The sequence below is a fragment of the Chitinophaga nivalis genome (assembly GCF_025989125.1).
GTDB classification, from domain to species: domain Bacteria; phylum Bacteroidota; class Bacteroidia; order Chitinophagales; family Chitinophagaceae; genus Chitinophaga; species Chitinophaga nivalis.
On sequence record NZ_JAPDNR010000001.1, the window covers coordinates 5,653,772 to 5,673,308 of the forward strand.

Sequence of the window (19,537 nt, forward strand, 5' to 3'; positions counted from 1 at the left end):
ATGCGCGGTAAGACGGGTTATCAGCTGGCGGGTATATAATTCCGGCCCATGCCTACCAATACCTTTCTGTCGCCGGAAAACGGTTCACGGCCATGCGTGAACAACATATTATCCAGCAGCAGCAGGTCCTGGTTTTCCCATTGAAAACTGAATTTGGTATTGTCATACACTTCCCGGATGATGGAGAGCGCTTCTGTATCGATTGGTGTGCCATCACCAAAGTAGGCGTTGCGGGGCAGAAACTCTTCTCCCAGCAGGTCCAGCAAACTTTCCTGTAAGTCTTCCTGCAGGCTGCTCACATGAAAAAGATGCGCCTGATTGAACCACAGTTTTTCTGCCGTTACCGGATGTTGAATCACGCCCTGGTTAATTTGTTTGGTGCGCAGGCCTGTTTCCGTCCACTCAAATCCGATGTTATGCGCCTTGCAGAATGCTTCCACTTCTCCCTTCTCGGTTGTCTGAAATACTTCTGTCCAGGGCAGGTCTACATCGGAGTAATTACGTACGTACATCACTTTTTTGCGTTCAAATTCCTCCCGGATGTCGGCCGGTATTTGCGCATAGGCTACCCTGCTGTCTGATATGGGCGTATTGCCCATGGTGGCAGCCTTTTGTACACACAGGAATCCAATCGTCAGCGGCCAGGTATGCGCATAGGCGTTCTCGTTATGTTGCGGAATGGTTTCTGAAGGATGATATTCGGAAGCGGTATAAATGTTATGCTCTACACTGGTTCTCGGGGTAGAGCGATAGGTGTAGGCGCCTGGCTCACTGCCAAAAAAGAGGGTCAGCATCCGGCTGAATTCTTCTCCGGATTTAATATTCAGCCCTCTTATCAGCAAGGCTCCTTCCTCCGCCAAAACAGCTGCCACTGCCTCTTTGTACTGCACCGCCCAATCTACCGGGGAGATACCGATGTTGGCTGTTTGCAACAACATTTTTCTACCTGCTATTTCCTGTATATTCAGTTTTTCCATGAGCATATATTTTAAATAGGTTTTGCTGTTTTATGCCAGCAAGGCATCCAGGTCGGCCTGGTCCAGGTCAGCGGCATCGAAGTCCGACGGGGTAAAATGCAGTTCGTCTTCGTGCCTGATATGGTGCAGGATCTCCTGCAGTTGTTGTATCAGGGTTTGTTTAAACCAGTCTATTGTAGCCGTATGGTATGCTTTGGTGTTGTAATGGATATCGATGGTGAGTATACCACGGATAATCATGGCATTGAGTTCTATTTTTGCCGTAAGATGATTATGGCCGTCATGCTCGCTGCCATGGGCCTGGCCGCTGTATACAAAGAGATCGTTGTCTAATTCACTGTCGAAGATACCGAGGTAATTAAACCGTACGGCTGTCATGGGTTCTGTTCTTTCATCCAGCGGATGATTCATGCTGCGGAGTATACCATAGCCCATTCCCTTGTGCGGTACGGCTCTGATCTGTTCCTTCACGGCCTTGATGTGTTCTCCTGTCGTATAGCCATGAAGCGATAAGCGCAACGGATACATCACCGTAAACCAGCCCAGCGTGCGGGATACATCCGGATCTTCCAGGTGGCGGCCATGGTTTTCCTGTTCTGTTACCAGCGTGTGTTGCCCGGTCCATTCCCGCAGGGTGAGTGCCAGGGCGGTATTCAACAGGATATTGACATCCGTATGATATACGTGGTGGGCTTCTTTCACCAGGAAAGTGGTTGCCGGCTCCTCCAGGGAAATGGTTACTTTGGCGGCATCTTTGACCAGCCATGCAGCGGGTTCCTCATCCTGTGGTATATCGAATACGGTACTGGTTACGGCTTCCCAGTAAGCTGTTTCTTCTTTCAGGTTTTCCGCCCAGGTCCATGCCGGCAGTTTTCTTTGCCAGTCGGCCAGGGAAGCGGTTTTGCCGGACAATGTTGCCCGCTCGCCTTTTTCGAGCGCCGTATATACGGTATACAGATCTTCCAGCAATACTCTCCAGGAAATACCATCCATCAGCAAGTGATGTGCTGTGATGAACAACAGGGAGGAATAGGTATTTTCCTGTATGATCGCTACTTTCAGCAATAAAGAAGTAGTAATATCAAAGGTACTTTTCAAGGAAACGAAAAGAGAGGAAGACGTATCTTCCGGCTTGTCTGATTCCTGTGTCAGCAGAAACCGGTCTATGGCAATCGGCTCCTCCAGTAACTGGTTATTGTAGTACAATACCTGTTTCGCAGGATGATAGTTCAGGCGCAGACTGTCGTGGTGCCGGATCAGCACCTGCAGCGCTTCTTTCAGGATATTTTTGTCCGGTTCCCGTTTCAGCTGCAGCAATACAGACTGATTATAGTAATGCGGATTTTCGAAACGCTGTGCAAAAAACCAGGCTTCTATGGGCGATAAATCTTTCTCTCCGGCTACCAGTCCCTGCTCATAACGGGCCGTGTCTTCTGTCAGTGTTGCATGTATACTGATCTGTGCAATGGTATGATAGGTGAGAATACTTCTTGCTTTCAGCTGAATACCTTGTTCATACAGGCGGGAGGCAATCTGTATCGCTTTGATGGAGTCGCCGCCCAGCTCGAAGAAATTATCTGTGACCTGGATATTTTGTTCTCCCAACACGTCTTCCCATACGGCGATGGATACTGCTTCTATCCTGTTGGCCGGCGGGCGCGCTGCTGCCAGCTCCCGCACAGATTCCGGATCGGGTAATGCCTCGTAGTTGATCTTTCCGTTTTTCGTCAGCGGGATCATTTCCAGCAGCACAAAATGGGCGGGGATCATGTAATACGGCAGCCGCTCTGCGAGATGACTGCGCCAGGCGGTGACATCCACCGGATGATCTGCCAGGTAGTAAGCACATAAAAACGGTTGCTGTTTTTTACCGGTTCGTAAGGTCACCAATGCATGGCTAACACCCGGATAACCGGCCAGCTGCTGTTCTATACCACCGAGTTCCACCCGGTATCCATTGATTTTCGCCTGCTGATCCCGGCGGCCGATGAAGCCGATATAACCACCCGGTAAACGGCGGGCCAGGTCACCGGTTTTATACAACCGGGCATCGGGCCGGAAAGGATCGGGAATAAATTTCGCTGCGGTCAGTTCCGGTTGAAAAAGATACTCCCGGGCGAGGCCATCACCAGCGATATACAATTCCCCGGCTACACCCGTTGGTACGGGCCGCATGGCCTCATCTAAAATATAGATACCCGTATTGGCGGCAGGCACCCCTATCGGCACACTGGTGGCAGTTTCCTCCGGGTCAAAGCCATGTATCATACAGCCTACTGTGGCCTCCGTAGGGCCGTATTCGTTAAACAGCTCCACCTGACCGCCGAATTTATCGTAAATGTCGCGGGCCAGTGTGGCGTCGAGGTCTTCTCCGCCAATGATCAGTCTTTTCAGGTTACCGGGCGCATTGGACAACAATAGCTTACTATCGCGTACAATACGGAGGTGCGAAGGCGTTAGTTTGATAATATTCACCTGGTTATCCAGGATGACCCGCTCTATCAGCGTACTGTTGCTGCGGCCATCGTCATAAATCACCAGCTTGTTGCCTGTGATCAGCGGACAAAACAACGCCGTGATCGTCAGGTCAAAGGAGATGGAGGTAAACAGGGGGAAGGCGGCCGTTTCATTTCTCACATAGTTTTCTGCGGCCCAGGTGATATAGTTCATCAGTGACCGGTGTTCAATCACCACCCCTTTGGGGTTGCCGGTGGTACCGGAGGTATAAATCACATAGGCCATATCCCTGGCTGTGTTTACCGGCGCCGGACTCTCTCCTGCTTCCTCCTGCAAATGACCTATATGGATAATTAAAGGCGCTTCCTGCCACTTTTCCTCTCCCAGGCTCACGTGGGCCTCATCGCTTGTAATAAGCGCCTTACAACGGCTATTTGTTACGATATAACGGATTTGTTGCGACGGGGTATCGGTATCGATCGGTAAAAATGCACCACCGGCTTTGAGGATGGCCAGTAAACTGATCACCAGCTCCGGTGAACGCCGCAGGAGCACTGCTACAATGCTGTCCGGCACAACTCCCTTTTTCCGCAGGGAGCCGGCCAGGTGATTAGCCCGGTCGTTCAGTTGCCGGTAAGTGAGCGTTTCCTGTTCCCCCACCAGCGCAATACTGTCGGGAGACAGCGCTACCTGCTTTTCAAACCAGGCCTGCATGGTACTGTCTGCAGCATATGCGCGGGCGGTCTGGTTGAATTTATGGATAAACTCCTCGTACTCATAATCCGATAGCAGGGTGAGTGTTGCCACATGCTGCTCCGGTGCGGCCAGCACCCGTTGAATGAGGTTTTCAAAATGTCCGGCAATACGCGCAATGGTATCTTTCCGGAAAAGATCTGTGGCATATTCAATGATGTATACCAACGCTTCTTCTTCATCAAACACCTCCATGGAGAAATCGAATTTCGTATAACCGGTGTCAAAGTGATGCCGGGTAATAGAAAATTCGTCCTGGGGGTTGCGGGGGAAACCCATGTTCTGATACACGAACATATTGTCAAACAAGGGATTCCGGCTCACCTCCCGCCGTAGCTCCAGCTGTTGCAGCAGTGTTTCAAAGAGATAGTCCTGGTGTTGCAGGCTTTCTTTCATTTGCAGACTGCTTTGTTGCAACAGCCCGATAAAAGATTCGGTGGGTTGCACCCGTGTGAGGATCGCCAGGTTGTTTACAAAGATGCCCTGTAGTTCCTGTAGCCCCGGATATCTCCGGCCTGCTACCGGAATACCGGCTATGATGGCAGATTGTCCGGTGTATTTTGACAGCAGTATATTGTATATCGTAAACAGCAGCACATGCAGGGTACAATCATTGGCGGCGGCCAGCGCTTTTAAGCGGGCCGTGGTAGCCACATCCAGACTTCCCGCCACCCGTTCTCCCTTTGTAGAGAAAATAGCCGGCCGCGGAAAATCTGCCGGCAGCTCCAGCAAAGGCAATTCGCCCTGCAGTTGCTCCAGCCAGTAAGTTTCCTGTACTGCCGCCCGGCGTACTGCCGGTCCGTTTTGTTCCCAGGCTGCATAATCTCTGTATTGCAGGGGTAAATCCGGTAATTGTTCTTCATTATACAGCAGCAATAATTCCCGCACAAAGTGATAGACGGACAATCCATCTGAAATGATATGATGAAAATCCAGGAACAACACATGCCTGTCGGAGCCGGTGCTGATCAGTTGTGTACGGAACAGCGGCCCTTTGTTCAGGTCAAAGGGTTGTACCAGGGATTTCAGTTTTTCATTTAATTCATCCATGCTGCAGGCCATACAATTCAGTGCAACAGGGATATCGTCCTTCACCACCATCACCGGTATGTCTTGCATCTCAAATATGGTGCTGCAGGTTTCGTGCCTGGCGACCAGCTGCCGGAGCGCTGTTTCCAGCTGCGGAATACTGATTTTTCCCTGCAGCAGGAAAGCGACCGGAATATTATAGGCCGTAGCTGTTTTATTCAGCTCCCAGAAGTAGTACAATCTTTTTTGTGCAGAAGACGCCGCATAGTAAGCTGCTTTGCCTACAGGCGGTATGAGTATATAATTCAGCTTGCTGCTATTGTCGATGACCGCTGCCTGCTGCCGGATGGTGGGCAGGGTATAAAACTTTTCTGCAGACAGTTCTACCTGAAATTCTTCCAGTACCCGCATGGTGAGTTCTGCTGCTTTCAGGGAGTTACCGCCGGCTTCAAAAAAGGGCTGGTCTATTCCGATATGGTTGTGCTGTAAAACCGTCTGCCACAGCTGTAATAGCCGGCGGCCGGTATCATCCGTTGGCTGTGTGCTGGCAGCTGCCTGTGCGAGCAATCCCTTCATTTCGGTGATGACCTGGTTATAAACACCGTTCCGGTAGTCTTCCAATAAGCGAAAGCGTTGTAACTTCCCACTGGTAGTACGGGGAATATCTTCTACCGGCACTACCTGATTCAAAGCAAACCCCAGGCGGCTGTTTACCGTGGCCAGCACCCGGGCGGCCAATGGCATAAATTCAGCGGTGGTACCTCGGTGGAGTACAAAGGCGAGAATTTCTTCCTGTTGGGTATCATGGTTGAAATAACCCGTCACGGCGGCTTTGTTCAGCTCAATCCCTTCCACGGTTTCCATGATGGCTTCTATATCATGCGGATAATAATTCTGTCCGTTGACAAACAAAATATCCTTAGCCCTGCCGATAATGTACAATTCGCCATTCCGTAAAAAACCGATATCACCGGTTCTGAGCCAGTCATCGGCGGTGATGGCGTTTGCCGTAGCAGTGGGATTATTGTAGTATCCTCCGGTTACATTATCTCCTTTTATCTGCACATGTCCGATGGTCGCGGGCGGTAATTCCTGATCATCATCTGCGGCGATGCGCAATCCACAATCCAGCACCGGTCCTCCTAGCTGTACGAATAATACACCGCCCTTACCGGCTTCTTTTTCAACGATGCCATTTCCCACGTGCAAGTGGTCTCTGTCCAGTGCTATCGCGCTCACCGGCTCATTCAGCCGGGAGATGCTCACGGCCAGGCTGGCCTCTGCCAGTCCGTATACCGGACGCATGGCGCCTTCCGGCAGACCATATTTTTTCAGCGCTGTACTAAATACCGCACATTGCCGGGCGGATACGGGTTCCGCACCGTTATAAATGAGGCGTACGTGTTGCAGATCCCAGTCGGCAGGTTCTTCTTTCCAATGTCTGAGCAGATAATTATAACCGAAATTGGGCGAGCAGATAATGCTTGCTTTATGCTCAACCACTTTATCGATCCATAATGCCGGGCGCCGGATAAAAAGGGCGGGCGGCATCAGGTAATGCTGTATACCGCAATACACGGGGTTCAGGTGGAAGCCAATCAGTCCCATATCGTGGGTAAGTGGCATCCAGCTCAGCATGCGATCGTCTGACGTATAGGCGGCGGCGTGAGAGATGGCGCGTATATTGGTCATCAGGTTCTGATGAGTCAGGACAACACCTTTCGGCTGTCCTGTGGAGCCGGAGGAGAATTGAATAAAAGCAATATCTTCCGGAACAACGGGATATAATACCCCTTCATCCGGGTAATCCAGGGCAGCTGTTTCTTCTAGGAAACAGGCGTTCATGGCGGCATACAACGTATCCAATCCTCTGGCTGCAGCAAATCCGGCCAGTTGTGCTATTTCCTGGCTGTTGCCGATCAGGCGGGGCCGGTTCAGCAAGGGCCATATATTAAAAAGTTTCTGCCGGTGGTCATCTTTTTTACCTACCGACAAAGGAACAGGAATGATTCCGCCCAGGATACAGGCCCAGAAAACAATGACGAAGTTTTTATTGTCGTTGATCTGAAACACCAGTTCATCCTGTGGTTGCATGCCTGCCTGCTGCAAGTATGACAGCCCATGGAGGGCAGCTTTATATAGTTCATGATAGGAAAGAAATTCTTCCTGATTACTTCTTTCAATAAAGGTGACTCCTTTGTCTTTCAACTGGCTTCTTTCCTGCAATATCCTGGCAAGGTTATCAATAGGCATCATAGCAAGTAACATTTACGGGTTTTACCGATTTGAGTTGGACAGTGTCGGTTAACAATGATCGTTCGTATGCACAGCTCCGCCACCTGTAACGACAACATAATAAAAGGCTGTACCGGCGTGCGTCGCCGGCCTTACATTATTTTCGGAACAGGAAACTGCTGTATTTTTTTTTGCCGGGAATAAATGATAGATGACAGTTTTATTGCCATAACCCACACTACAACATGGTTGATAAACTGCAGAACAATGGAAACGCCATACAGTTAAGATTAAGTTGTAAACAGCTGTCGCACTATGGCAGAAGAATGGCATTATTTATTATTGCCGGGGCATTCATTTAGTTCCGTATACCCGTATTATTCAGGACAAGACTTCCCCATCAGCCGCAAAACGGCTAATAACGGAGGTGGACACACGAATAAAACAGTATTTTAAAATATTACCGGGAACCCATGGTTTTATGAATCGTTGTATACTTTCATAGCAGCATATGCCGGCGCGTACCTAAAACCGCTGCCAGTAGACACACTAAGCCGGGAAGCATGGCATCATTCATGATTATCAGGGTATCCCTTTCTTTACTAATGGTTTCATTTTTCAGGGCAATACATCCTGATCAGCATCCAAAAAGACACTAACAATTGGCGTACAACGATAATATAATGGCATCACTCATTACTTACGCTGTTACATTTGGATTACTAATCGCTGCATTTTTTTAACGGCAGCCTCCTGCTATCAGCGTCTTAAAAGACGTTCCACCAGGCATGCTATCCTAATATAATGGCATCACTCATTATACCGGAATACCGTTTGGATTTCTAACGGATGCATTTTCACTTACAACACATCCAAGTTAGCACCAAAAAAACAAACCACGGTTAGTAAAATTTCTATTTTCTATTGCGGATTTTACGAAATCACGCCGGCACCCTGCTGTTTGCGAAGAAACGGATTACCGGCCCAGTGCAGCAGCACATGATGCCACTACCCTATAATCTTTTGGTCTATAGCATATTTAAGGAGTCCTACCGTTGATTTAACGCCTAATTTTTCTTTCAGGTCCTGCCGGATCTTTTCGATAGACCTGACTCCTAAAAAAATCTGATCGGCGATTTCTTTGTTACTTTTTTCCTCCCACAGCAGCTGCAACACCTTTCGTTCGCGCTCTGTCAGCGCTACGTGGATATTGCCGGCATAAGCCTGGCGGCTGCGTTGCTGATTCAGATACAATGCTTCCGTAAATAACCTATGCGGATAAATATGTCCTTCGGAGACGCCTACAATGACCTGTAGCAGCTCTTCGGGTTCATCCATCTTAGAGACATAGGCATTGATTCCCAGATCTATGAGATCACTGATACTGCTTACATCCCTGCACATCGACAGTACCACGATCTTTATATGGGGAAATACCTCGCGTATGCTATCCAGTGTATCTTTCGGGTCTTCTGCAGCAGCAAATACATCTATAACCAGTTCTTCCACCTCAGCGGAGTGAAATTTCCTGATCGCCTCCTGAATGTTGGGTGCATCAATAAGTACATTAATGTTGGGTTGTGCTGAAAGATATTTTTTTAAAATTTTCCTGAATAAAGCATGTTCGTCTACAATCAAAAGTTTAATAGGCTTGATCGACATGGGTTAAAGAATTACGACGCTAATCTCAATGCGGGTTCATTCCATTAGGATATTAAATCCAGATTTAAGTAAAAGAAAAAATCATCACTACCGTCTATCGAGTTAACATAATTAAAAGAATGGACAGTTTTTCATGCAAATGGACAATAAGAGCTGGTATTCTCCTGGCATATCAATAATAGAAAATTCGGCTGCTATAACATTGCGTTTTCCAAAAGCTTACATGACACACTTCATCGGAATACAGGTCCCTGCGGCATCAGCGCCTCCCGAAGCGTCTTTTTCCGAGCAGCTGCTGATCCAGGTATTCTATCAGCAGAAAAGCGCCTGTACCAAAAATAAAAAACCATTTGAATTTATATAACATGTGTTCCAATATAACAGCTATTTTAATATCTACCCAACTGGCCACACCATAAAAAACGGCCAGACCGGCCAACAACAGGAGCAATATCACAGGTCGCCATTTAAATGCAGGCAGCTGGTATTCCGTCGCCTGTATACAGGCCACCACACTGGCAGAGAAATGATCGGGGAGACGTACGGCCGGCTTACTGTTCAGGGTATCAAACAACAGTTCGTAGGTTTCTTTTTCTTCCATATCCACTTCAGGCAACATGTCTTCCGGTGCGCCATTGTCCAACCACTCCTGCAGGATTCTATCTGAATGATCTTCCATATTCATCAGGATTAAGATAAAGTTTAAGTTTAGCGGCGAGCAGTTTCCGTGCCCTGAAAAGATAATTCTTTACAGTACCCTCCGGTATATCCATCACCGCTGCTATTTCCTGGTAAGAAAACTCATTCAGGTGAAATAGCGTCAGTACTGTTCTGTAGGTTAAAGGCAATTGTGCAACCAGGCGATTCAAATAAGCAGCGGCATCTTTCTTTGTCAGCAACATTTCCGGCGTTTCCTCTGTAAAATAAAAGTTTTCTGCCGGAGGGCCTAAATCCGTGACAACACCTTTTCTATGATCTCTTAAATAGTTAAGCGCGGTTCTGTAGGCTATGCTGGCAATCCAGGTAGATAGCCTTGACCGATAATCAAAGCTAGCTAATTTTTTAAATACTTTTATGAACACTTCCTGAGAAATATCTTCTACGGCGGCTTTATCACTTATCAATTTATCTGTCACATAAAACACCAACTGCTTGTATTCCTCTACCAGTTGCCCGAAGGCCTGCATATCGCCCTGTAATATTTTCGGGATAACAAGGTTCTCATTAAACATATGGTGGGGCGGTTGATAATTCTTATAGAAATATAGGACAAGTTTTGTTTCTAAACAAAAACCGCTGCAGGCATCAAATAATACTTTTCCTGCAACTATACCCGTCCATTGCACGCTCAGTCCTGACTATCCGGCATCTACCCTACAATGCCCGGTGGCAAAATCCATCAAAAAAAATTTCAGTTACCTGCAACCTTTTACAATAAAACCGGGTCTATTGTAATGTGTATTACTTACTAAAAAAAATAAAACATGAGAGAAGAAATATATGCCTATGCTATGGTTACAGCAGTGATGGCGATGCTCACCCTGATTGTTATCGCGTTTCTCAACTTCCTGTTGAAACGGCGTATTATCGATGCCGGCCAGATAAATGAGTATTATATCAAACTGCTTAATAAACAACCAGATGCACTGGGCACGTTGAAATGGGGGATTCTTTTTCTCTTTGGCGGACTTGGTCTGATTGTGACAGGATTCCTGCCCTACCCTGAATCGTCTCCCATTCCATGGGGCGTGGAAGCAGTGGCACTGGCAGCCGGGTTTTTAGTGTATTACCTGATTGTACGCAAGCAACAACAATAACCATATCAATATCTGATATTTCGTTTATTCTCCTTAATTATTCACCATCGTGGGCCATTACCCGGAGAAGTATATGCTGCCCCCAAAGCCCGAAAAATGAAAGCACGGTCCAACTTATTGTATCTCATTGTCCTGTTAACCAGTCAGCTATCGGTTCTTTCGTCCTATGGTCAATCCAACCCTGTTACCTACAGCATCTCAGGTACGGTCGTGGATTCGGCTACGCAGGCCATCCTGCCATTTGTAACCACCAGCCTGAAAGCCGGTGGCAACGCACCTTTGAAAGCTGCTGTCAGCGATACCAACGGCGCCTTTATTTTTACAGGACTGCAACCCTTACAGTATACCCTTACTGTAGTGGCGATTGGTTACACTACCAAATCCATCACTATTGACCTCACCAGCGCCACCATTGATAAAATGGAACTGGGTGCGGTGTATATCAACAAAAAAACAAACAAACTAAAAGAAGTAACCGTATCTGCCTTCAAACCTATCATCAAACAGGAAGCAGACCGCATCAGCTACGACCTCCAGGCAGATCCGGATAGTAAATCCAGCAGCGTCATGGACATGATGCGCAAAGTACCATATGTATCAGTAGGCGCTGATGGCAACATTTTGCTGAAAAATAATTCCAGCTACAAAATTTTCATCAACGGCAAACCTTCCGGTATCATGGATACCAACCCGAAGGAAGTATTGCAAAGCATGCCCGCCTCCACCATCCAGCGGATAGAAGTCATTACGAATCCGCCGGCCCGGTATGATGCGGAAGGATTAGCCGGTATTATCAATATCATCACCAACAAGGATGTTAAAAATGGCTATAACGGTACCGTAAACCTGAATGCGAAGTATCCTCAGGGTGGCCCGGGTATCGGCGCTTCCATCAATGCCAGAACCGGCCGTTTCGGCGTCAGCGCCTTTGCCGGCGGTAGCCTGAGCTTCACGCCTGTCACTGATATCAGCAATACCCGGCAGGCTTTCACGGCCTTCCCTTCCACCCTGACCCAGCAAGGCACCAAACAATCAGACACCAGAACCGGCTACTTCGGAACAGAACTCAGCTACGAAATAGACAGCATCCACCTCCTGGCCGCCCAGTTTAATTTCAGTAAAAACCGCACAGATGGTACTATCTTCCAGGATGCCGAACTGACACGCGCCAAGGCAAACCTGCAAAAATACCAGTTCAGCAACGACAACAATAACCGCGGCAACAGTATAGATGCTGCCATCAACTACCAACGGGGCTTTAAGCATGACAAAAACCGCCTGCTGACCTTCTCTTACCGCTATGTGAAATCGGCTAATAACATGGAAGACGAAGTGCTTTTTGACAACCGGGTTAACTATGATTACACCAACTATCAGCAGTATAATCGGGGAACAGCAACGGAACACACAGTACAGGTAGATTATGCCCAGGGTATTAAAGCACTCCTGATTGAGGCAGGCGCGAAAGGAATTTTCCGGCTGAATAAAAGCGATTACCGCTACCTGTTCTTCAACCCCAACAACGGAAAATTTGAAGTCGAACCAGCGCTCTCGAATGATTTCATCAATCATCAGAACGTATTCAGCTTCTACAACGCCTACACCTATCAACTGCGGGAATGGGGATTCAAAGCCGGCGTACGGGTAGAAGAAACCGTGATCGATGTAGATTTCAGCAAAGCAAACACCGTGGTAAAACAACAATACTTCAACATTGTACCCACAGCATCTATCAGCCGCAAATTCAAGGATAAGAGCATGCTCACCTTCGGATTCAACCAACGGATCAAACGCCCCGGCATCAATAAACTGAATCCTTATGTAGACCGTTCTGATCCCAATTATGAATCAACCGGAAATCCGGAACTGCGGCCTTCCACGATCAACAACTTTATGCTGAGTTACGGCCGGTCCGGAAAATTATCCGCCAACGTGGGCGTAGGCTTTTCCTTCTTCCGGAATCTGGATCTCCGCATCTCTTCCTATAATCCGGTTACCAATATCACCCGGACTACTTTCGACAACGTAGGTAAAGGGACTGCTGTAACCAGCGATATCAATCTTACCTATGCCGTCACCAAACGCTGGAACGCCAGTGTCAACAGCAGCCTGGTGTATTTATGGATGGACGGTGTGAGCGACAGTAGCCTGATTCAGGTTAATCGCCTGATGTATAATGTCAATATCACCACCGGCTATCGCTTCGATAAAGGCTGGCGCCTCAGTGCCAACCTCAATATTACCGGCGCCGGCATCGTGTCTTTACAAGGCGTTTCCAATGCTTTTGTCAGCAATGGCATCACCCTCGGAAAAGACCTCCTGCAGGACAGACTGTCACTGGCCGCCACTGTCAACAACCCTTTCCAGGCACACCGGGATAACCGCATCGTGACCACGGGGCATAATTTTATAGAAACCAACAATACCTACGAATTCTTCCGCACCTATCAATTCATCCTGAATTATCGGTTCGGACAACTGAAAGAAAAGGTAAAGAAAAATAAAAGAGGTATCAACAACGATGATCTGTCGAACAGCAAAGGAGGACTCTAAGCAACCTAAAAACGGAACAACCACTTATGATCATCTACCTATACAAGAGCGGCTCAAAAATTTTTGAGCCGCTCTTGTATACATAAACAGACAATAAATCCCATACACCTATTTCCCTGACTACTTCACGCAGGCGCACTTTACACCACTACCTGCAAGCCTGTCAAATTCACCCGATCCTGTCTGCATTTGCCACCTTCTTTTTCTTATCGCAGCAGTATCATCTGTGTACTATAGGCTTGTTTTTCCCGGGTAATCACCTGTATAAAATAAGCACCATTCGGGAGCGTTGCTTTTATTCGTACTGTATTGCTGCTGATAACTTCCCGCTGTACCTCTCTCCCCTGGTTATCGCGGATAATGAGTAAACTACCACTCCAATGATCATTCCCAAAGGCAATCGTTCCTTCATTGGGATTCGGAAATATCTTTAACCGCCGGGCTGTTGGTGCAACAGCTTTCGCAGCAGGCATCGGTGCCGGACAGGTAAGCACATTTACCCTGACAGGCCTGCGTTTCGGATATTCGCAATGTCCGCCTGCCGTTACATAATACGTAGTACTACTGGCTGGCCTTACTTTGTAATAATTGCCGGTATATAATAAAGTACCGCCGGCAGGCGCTGTATACCAATAGATCAGTGCCGTGGTAAAACCAGGTACATAGGCATGCAAGGTGGTATCGGTGCCTTTACAGCTATTAATCGTATCTGCGTCTACGTTAGGTAAAGCCGCAAAGCTCCCTTGTATATAAGCCATCCTCGCGGTATCTGACCTGCAGGTAGTAACCGGATCGATCGCCTGTATAAATATCAGGGCATTCGTCGGATACAGGCTGAGGAATGCCGGCAAGGTGATATTTGCGGTATTGACTGCGCTGAATGAGGTATCCCGCAGCAAGGTACCATTCAATAGATTGCGGATGCTTATCCGGTAATGATAGCCTGGCTGATGATTCGTGATCTGTGTATTCACACTGCCGCATACAATGCCTTGCGGCACAGTATAGATCGGGTCCGGCAATTTTTTCACGATCACTTTAACCGCTTTTCGGGTTGGAAACTCACAGTTGAATTTTGCTGCTACATAATAGGTCGTCGTAACAGCCGGACTTACCTTGTAAGTGGAACCGGTATATAATAAATTCCCGCCCTGAGGCGCATCATACCATAAAAACTGCACCAGGTCCACCACTTCATTGGAAGCAATGAAAGTAGCGGTATCCCCTTTGCAGATAGTGAGACTGTCGGCATTCACTGTGGGTATCTTCGCGGATATACCATACACGAGGATACCTTTTGCTGTATCGGATTTACAGCCGGTAACAGGATGCACGGCCTGTATATTGACATATCCCTCTCCACCTGCTCCAAATACCACCACGGGTGTGGTGATCAGGTTATTATTCACTACCGTATAAGCCGTATCAAAAGGCGCCCGCCCCAGCGGCACAAAGTGTATATTGACTACGTAATTATTTCCCGGTGTATGGTTGGATACCTGGAGGGTTGTACTGCCACATACATAATCCTGAGGTACACTGTAAACAGGTTTTGCCGGCCTGGGATGCACGATCACTTTCACGGCCTTCCGTGTACTGACACATCCTGCAGCGCGTGCTTCCGCGTAATAGGTAGTAGTCGTAGCCGGGCTTACGGTATAATTATTCCCGTTATATAATAAAGTACCTCCGGTGGCGGCGTTGTACCAGTAAAGGCTGCTCCCCGGCGCTATCGTAGCGGTGAGGGCAGTACTACTGCCGGCACAGATGGTGATACTGTCGGTTCCGGCAGGTACCGGCACCACTGGCTTATGATAGGCGTAGTAAATACGAAAGCCCGTTAACAGACCGAGTATACTACTACTCAACGTTATTTTCACCCGATCAAATTTACCGGCAGGCTTCAGGATTACTTCTCCCTGATTGCTGCCAAGTATACGGACATTATTACTGTTAAGTGATACCGAATCAGGGTTGGCAATACTCCCATTAAACGTCTGTACACTCACGCCCGCCAGCAGATTGATGGCGAGCAACGAACCCCCATTGCCCACCCCTACGATCAGGGAATCGCAACCAGCTATGCTGGCTGCCGGAAATATCAGGGACTGATAAACCGTGACACCTAATAACCCCACAGGAATATTGAAAGCGCTATAATCCGTGAGGTTATCGTTTTTGATGGCATTGTCGGGATTGGATACACTGCAGAGTAAACATAGTCCTGTAGTGCCATTGGTCTGGCTGGTGGCATAAGTCTGTGCCCACATTTTCCCGGCACACAGGCACAGGAAAAGAATAAGCAGGGAGATACTTTTGAAAAAGTAAAAATGATGCTTCATGAAAGCAGGTTTTTTTGAGGATGAATGATCGTGTTGAATCCAAGGCTATTGCAGCGGGGAGTACCTTATTTCCGGAACGGCTAACCACTCAAAGTTAACTAGTGGCACTGCAACTGCTATATGCTTCCGCTCTTTATTTACAACAAGAGACAGGGCTGCAGCGGAAATACTTAAATGGCAATATGATCAGACCCAAAGGCTTTTCGACACAAACCCTCACTTTCATTTAAACCAAACTATTTACACATGACATCATCCGTTTTTTTTCGCCAAGCAAAACAATTAAACCGCCGCCAGCTGGCTGCTATCAATGGCGGTATTAAACAGTACAATCCTTACTGTCCGGGAAACCGCTGCAATTCCAATGATGAATGTACGGATCGTACTCATACCGTCATCTGCTATTGTTCATATACCTCCGTGCCATGGGTATCTGCCTGTACAACCGGGCATTAACAGTAGCTGCCAGTGTCTCAACAATAGGTGGAGACACTGGCTGTCATAACGCGGTTATTTATTTAGTCTGCAAGCCGATAAATAGATAGCCTGCTTCCCGCTGATCTTATCCGCATCAATAGTCTGTACCCATTTCCTCCCGGTCCATACCTGCGGACATTCCTCCTTTTGTCCCGCCACTTTTTCCTATCATCAAAAAAGGATGACAGCGTATAAAACCTTCTGTGTAACTTGTAACCTGGTCAATGCTGAGAAAAAACGTTACGGAAACATGCCACTGCAAACACGATACCTGCTATCGGTTTTAACGATTACATGTACCGGCAGCTGAGATATTGTTATGAACCAGGAGTGCATCAGCCATGTATCCACCTACCGCTCACCTATCCCGCAGCAACGGTGTAAGGGCGGCACTTATTAAAACTGCTAACACTTATGTCTATATACTGATACATTTTTAATCATTCGCTGATGAGAACATTATTGCTCGCTTTACTGTCGCTACTGCCCCTGACCTTTTATGCACAATCTCCTGCCTCTCAAAGCTGGGCATTGGTCGGCGCCCGTGTATATACTTCCCCCGGCCAGCCGCCTATTGAGCATGGCGTAGTCATTATCGAAAACGGTAAAATTACGGCCGCCGGCAGCAGCAAACAGGTGAAAGTACCGGCACAGCTAAAAGTGCTGGACTGTACAGGCCAGGTGCTGATGGCTGGCTTCTGGAATAGCCATGTACACTTTATTGAACCATTGTGGGAGCCGGCGGATAGTTTGCCCGTGGCGCGCCTCAATCAACAAATGATCAACATGATCACTGGCTATGGCTTTACCCATGTATTTGACCTGGCATCACTGAACTATCCCAACCTGCGGGCCCTCCGTGCCCGGGTGACGTCCGGTGAAGTAGATGGTCCGGCTATTCTTACCGTAGGGGTGCCTTTCGTTCCGCCGAACGGTACACCTTTTTATGTACGGCCACTGAAATTGCATGAAATCAGTCAGCCAACTGATGCCGCCGCCTTTGTAAAAAAACAGTTGCAGGCAGGTGCGGATGGCATCAAAATGTGGTCGGCTTCTCCGGACGGTCATCAGGCCGTACCGATGCCGCTGGAAGTGGTAAAGGCGGCCAGCGCTGCTGCACACCAGTTCCACAAACCCGTTTTCGCACATCCGACTGCCGATACGGGATGGCGTATAGCCGTTGCCGGTGGTGTGGACGTACTGGCACATCCGGCGCCGGACGGTTATATTCCCTGGAGTGAAGCCGACATCCGGCTGTTACGCCAGCATCAGGTGGCCCTCATTCCTACTTTAAAACTCTATAAATGGGAATTGGAAAAAAATGGCGTGCCGGTGGCGGATAATCCACTCATGACCACGGCCCTGCAACAGGTAGGCGCCTATGCCAAAGCGGGTGGGGAAATCCTGTTTGGCACCGATGTAGGGTATGTTTCAGACTATACTATCGCTGACGAATATACGTTATTGGCTGCCGCCGGTCTCAGCTTCGATCAGATCTTCACCGCCCTGACCACCGCCCCTGCCAAACGTTTTGGAATGGCACAACATAGCGGCCGTATTGCCAAAGGCATGGATGCAGATCTGGTTGTACTGAAAGCGGATCCGCATACAGACATCCGCCACTTTTCGGACGTAGCCTATACCATCCGTAACGGCAAAATTATCTATCGCAGCGATAAAAAATAAATCCGCACCGTTAGCTCCCGTTCCGGGCACACGGCTGGATAACGATACCAAAGCAAAAGACCTGTGTCCTGCACAGGTCTTTTGCTTTGATGGCGGCGCAGGCCTTTCAGCCTGCATGGCGTAGGATGTTTGCTTTTATCAGAATACAATATTACCCCGATGGATCAGTGACTTAACCGGTGAAATACGGGATACTGCCTCCGCAGAACAACTCGCCTCCAGCAATACCAGGTCGGCGTTGTCCCCTACGTTGGGCCATTGCCGTTTACCTTTGTCATCCAGGGGCAACACGTTATGGGTAGCCAGTTTCAGGGCTCTCGACAGATCGAACTCCGTACGGTAACCGTACAACTGCGCCATCAGATTGGCTTTGTGTAAAACGCTGCCGGAACCGAAAGTATTCCAGTGATCTATAATACAATCATTACCGGCACGTACATCTACCCCATATTTATACAGGGTTGGAATTGGCATGATGGTGTTTCCAAACGGAATGGTGGATATCACGCCCATTTGAGCATGGGCCAGCTTTTCCGCTACCTCCTGCAGTTTCGGCGCTTCCAGTTTAGCCAGCACAAAACAATGGCTGATAAACGTTTTACCTTTCAACACCGGGTTTTCGTTGACCTTATCAATGAGGTACTCCACGGTTTTCAGACCGGACTCTCCGCCTTCATGCAGGTGAATATCAATCCCCTTATGGTGGTCCAGTGCCAATTGTACAACGAAATCCATGCTCTTCTCAATACTGCCGTCGATAGAAGCGGGATCCAATCCACCGATGAAATCTATATCCATTTTGGCGGCTTCTTTCATCAGTTGTTCCGACTGGGTATAATAGATACCGTGCTGGGGAAACGCCACCAGTTCTGCGGCAAAAGAATCTTTTTTATTTTCCAGCGCCCGCTGCAGATTTTTTAAGGAATCCAGCTTCGACGTTGGTTCAATATTGACATGGCTTCTGGCAAAGTTGGAACCGCGGGATTGCAGCAGCTCAATGAGCAGTTCAGAACGGGCGGTAGATGTTTTCAGCAATTCGGGAATCACCTGTTGCTCGTAGGCAATCATATCCTTCACGGATTTGTTTTTTTTCAGGTGCGCCTTCCATGGAAGTCCATAAAAAGTTTTATCCAGGTGGATATGCATTTCCTTAAATGCAGGCAGCATCAAGTATCCTTTTGCATCAATCGCCTTTGCCTGCGGGTTATTGGGCAGGATCGCCTTTATTTTCCCCTCCTGAATGTCTATGGTAAACAACCCGGTCAGCGTACCGCTTACCTCTCCTTCTTCATAGCTAAAACCAGTTTCCAGCCGCACGTTTTTCAAGGTAAATGTTTTACCTGCCATAGCCGGCGTGGTGGTGGTTTCCTCCGGAGCGGCTGCCGCTGCCCGGCTACCCAGCAACATACTGCTGCCACCTGCTACCAGGATAGAAGAACTTTTTATAAAATCTTTGCGGGAAATTGATTGTTGCGCCATGCCTTTACTTTTTTTGGTAAAGTTAATCGCAATAAAAACGGTATTGCTGTAGGATTTATGCCAAAACTTG

The 19,537-nt window shown here is 48.0% G+C and carries 10 protein-coding genes; 3 read left to right on the forward strand and 7 right to left on the reverse strand.

Annotated elements, in window-relative coordinates; translation table 11 throughout:
• Positions 1-20: 20 nt before the first annotated feature.
• The 5 genes from OL444_RS21755 to OL444_RS21775 all read right to left on the reverse strand — a co-directional run bounded on the left by OL444_RS21755 (position 21) and on the right by OL444_RS21775 (position 10,459).
• A complete protein-coding gene (locus OL444_RS21755) occupies positions 21-977 on the reverse strand; it encodes a TauD/TfdA family dioxygenase (RefSeq protein ID WP_264729740.1) in 957 nt (318 codons plus the stop codon).
• A 30-nt stretch (positions 978-1,007) separates the two neighbouring features.
• A complete protein-coding gene (locus tag OL444_RS21760; protein WP_264729739.1) occupies positions 1,008-7,472 on the reverse strand; it encodes a non-ribosomal peptide synthetase in 6,465 nt (2,154 codons plus the stop codon).
• Positions 7,473-8,459: 987 nt separating this feature from the next.
• On the reverse strand, positions 8,460-9,113 hold the full coding sequence (locus tag OL444_RS21765) for a response regulator (RefSeq protein WP_264729738.1): 654 nt from the start codon (positions 9,111-9,113) through the stop codon (positions 8,460-8,462).
• 259 nt (positions 9,114-9,372) lie between these two features.
• Positions 9,373-9,792: a hypothetical protein gene (locus OL444_RS21770; protein WP_264729737.1), complete on the reverse strand. Its 420-nt coding sequence runs from the start codon at positions 9,790-9,792 to the stop codon at positions 9,373-9,375.
• Complete coding sequence (locus tag OL444_RS21775) at positions 9,773-10,459, reverse strand: RNA polymerase sigma factor (protein ID WP_264729736.1); 687 nt, start codon at positions 10,457-10,459, stop codon at positions 9,773-9,775. The genes OL444_RS21770 and OL444_RS21775 overlap by 20 nt, the downstream gene beginning before the upstream one ends.
• A 138-nt stretch (positions 10,460-10,597) precedes the next feature.
• Between OL444_RS21775 and OL444_RS21780 the strand changes: the two genes are divergently transcribed.
• Together OL444_RS21780 and OL444_RS21785 are read left to right on the forward strand one after the other, a co-directional pair.
• A complete protein-coding gene (locus OL444_RS21780) occupies positions 10,598-10,930 on the forward strand; it encodes a hypothetical protein (RefSeq protein WP_264729735.1) in 333 nt (110 codons plus the stop codon).
• A gap of 96 nt (positions 10,931-11,026) precedes the next feature.
• Positions 11,027-13,483 carry a TonB-dependent receptor gene (locus tag OL444_RS21785; protein WP_264729734.1) on the forward strand — a complete coding sequence of 819 codons (2,457 nt, stop codon included), beginning with the start codon at positions 11,027-11,029 and terminating at the stop codon, positions 13,481-13,483.
• A gap of 206 nt (positions 13,484-13,689) precedes the next feature.
• Here the strand turns inward: OL444_RS21785 and OL444_RS21790 are convergent, their stop codons facing one another.
• Entirely contained in the window at positions 13,690-15,825 is a 2,136-nt protein-coding gene (locus OL444_RS21790) for an Ig-like domain-containing protein (RefSeq protein WP_264729733.1), read from the reverse strand.
• Positions 15,826-16,752: 927 nt separating this feature from the next.
• Between OL444_RS21790 and OL444_RS21795 the strand changes: the two genes are divergently transcribed.
• On the forward strand, positions 16,753-17,988 hold the full coding sequence (locus tag OL444_RS21795) for an amidohydrolase family protein (protein ID WP_264729732.1): 1,236 nt from the start codon (positions 16,753-16,755) through the stop codon (positions 17,986-17,988).
• 138 nt (positions 17,989-18,126) lie between these two features.
• On the opposite strand, the gene OL444_RS21800 is transcribed toward OL444_RS21795, so the two are convergent.
• Positions 18,127-19,467 (reverse strand): amidohydrolase family protein, encoded by a 1,341-nt coding sequence (locus OL444_RS21800; protein WP_264729731.1) that lies wholly within the window; start codon positions 19,465-19,467, stop codon positions 18,127-18,129.
• Positions 19,468-19,537: the final 70 nt, after the last annotated feature.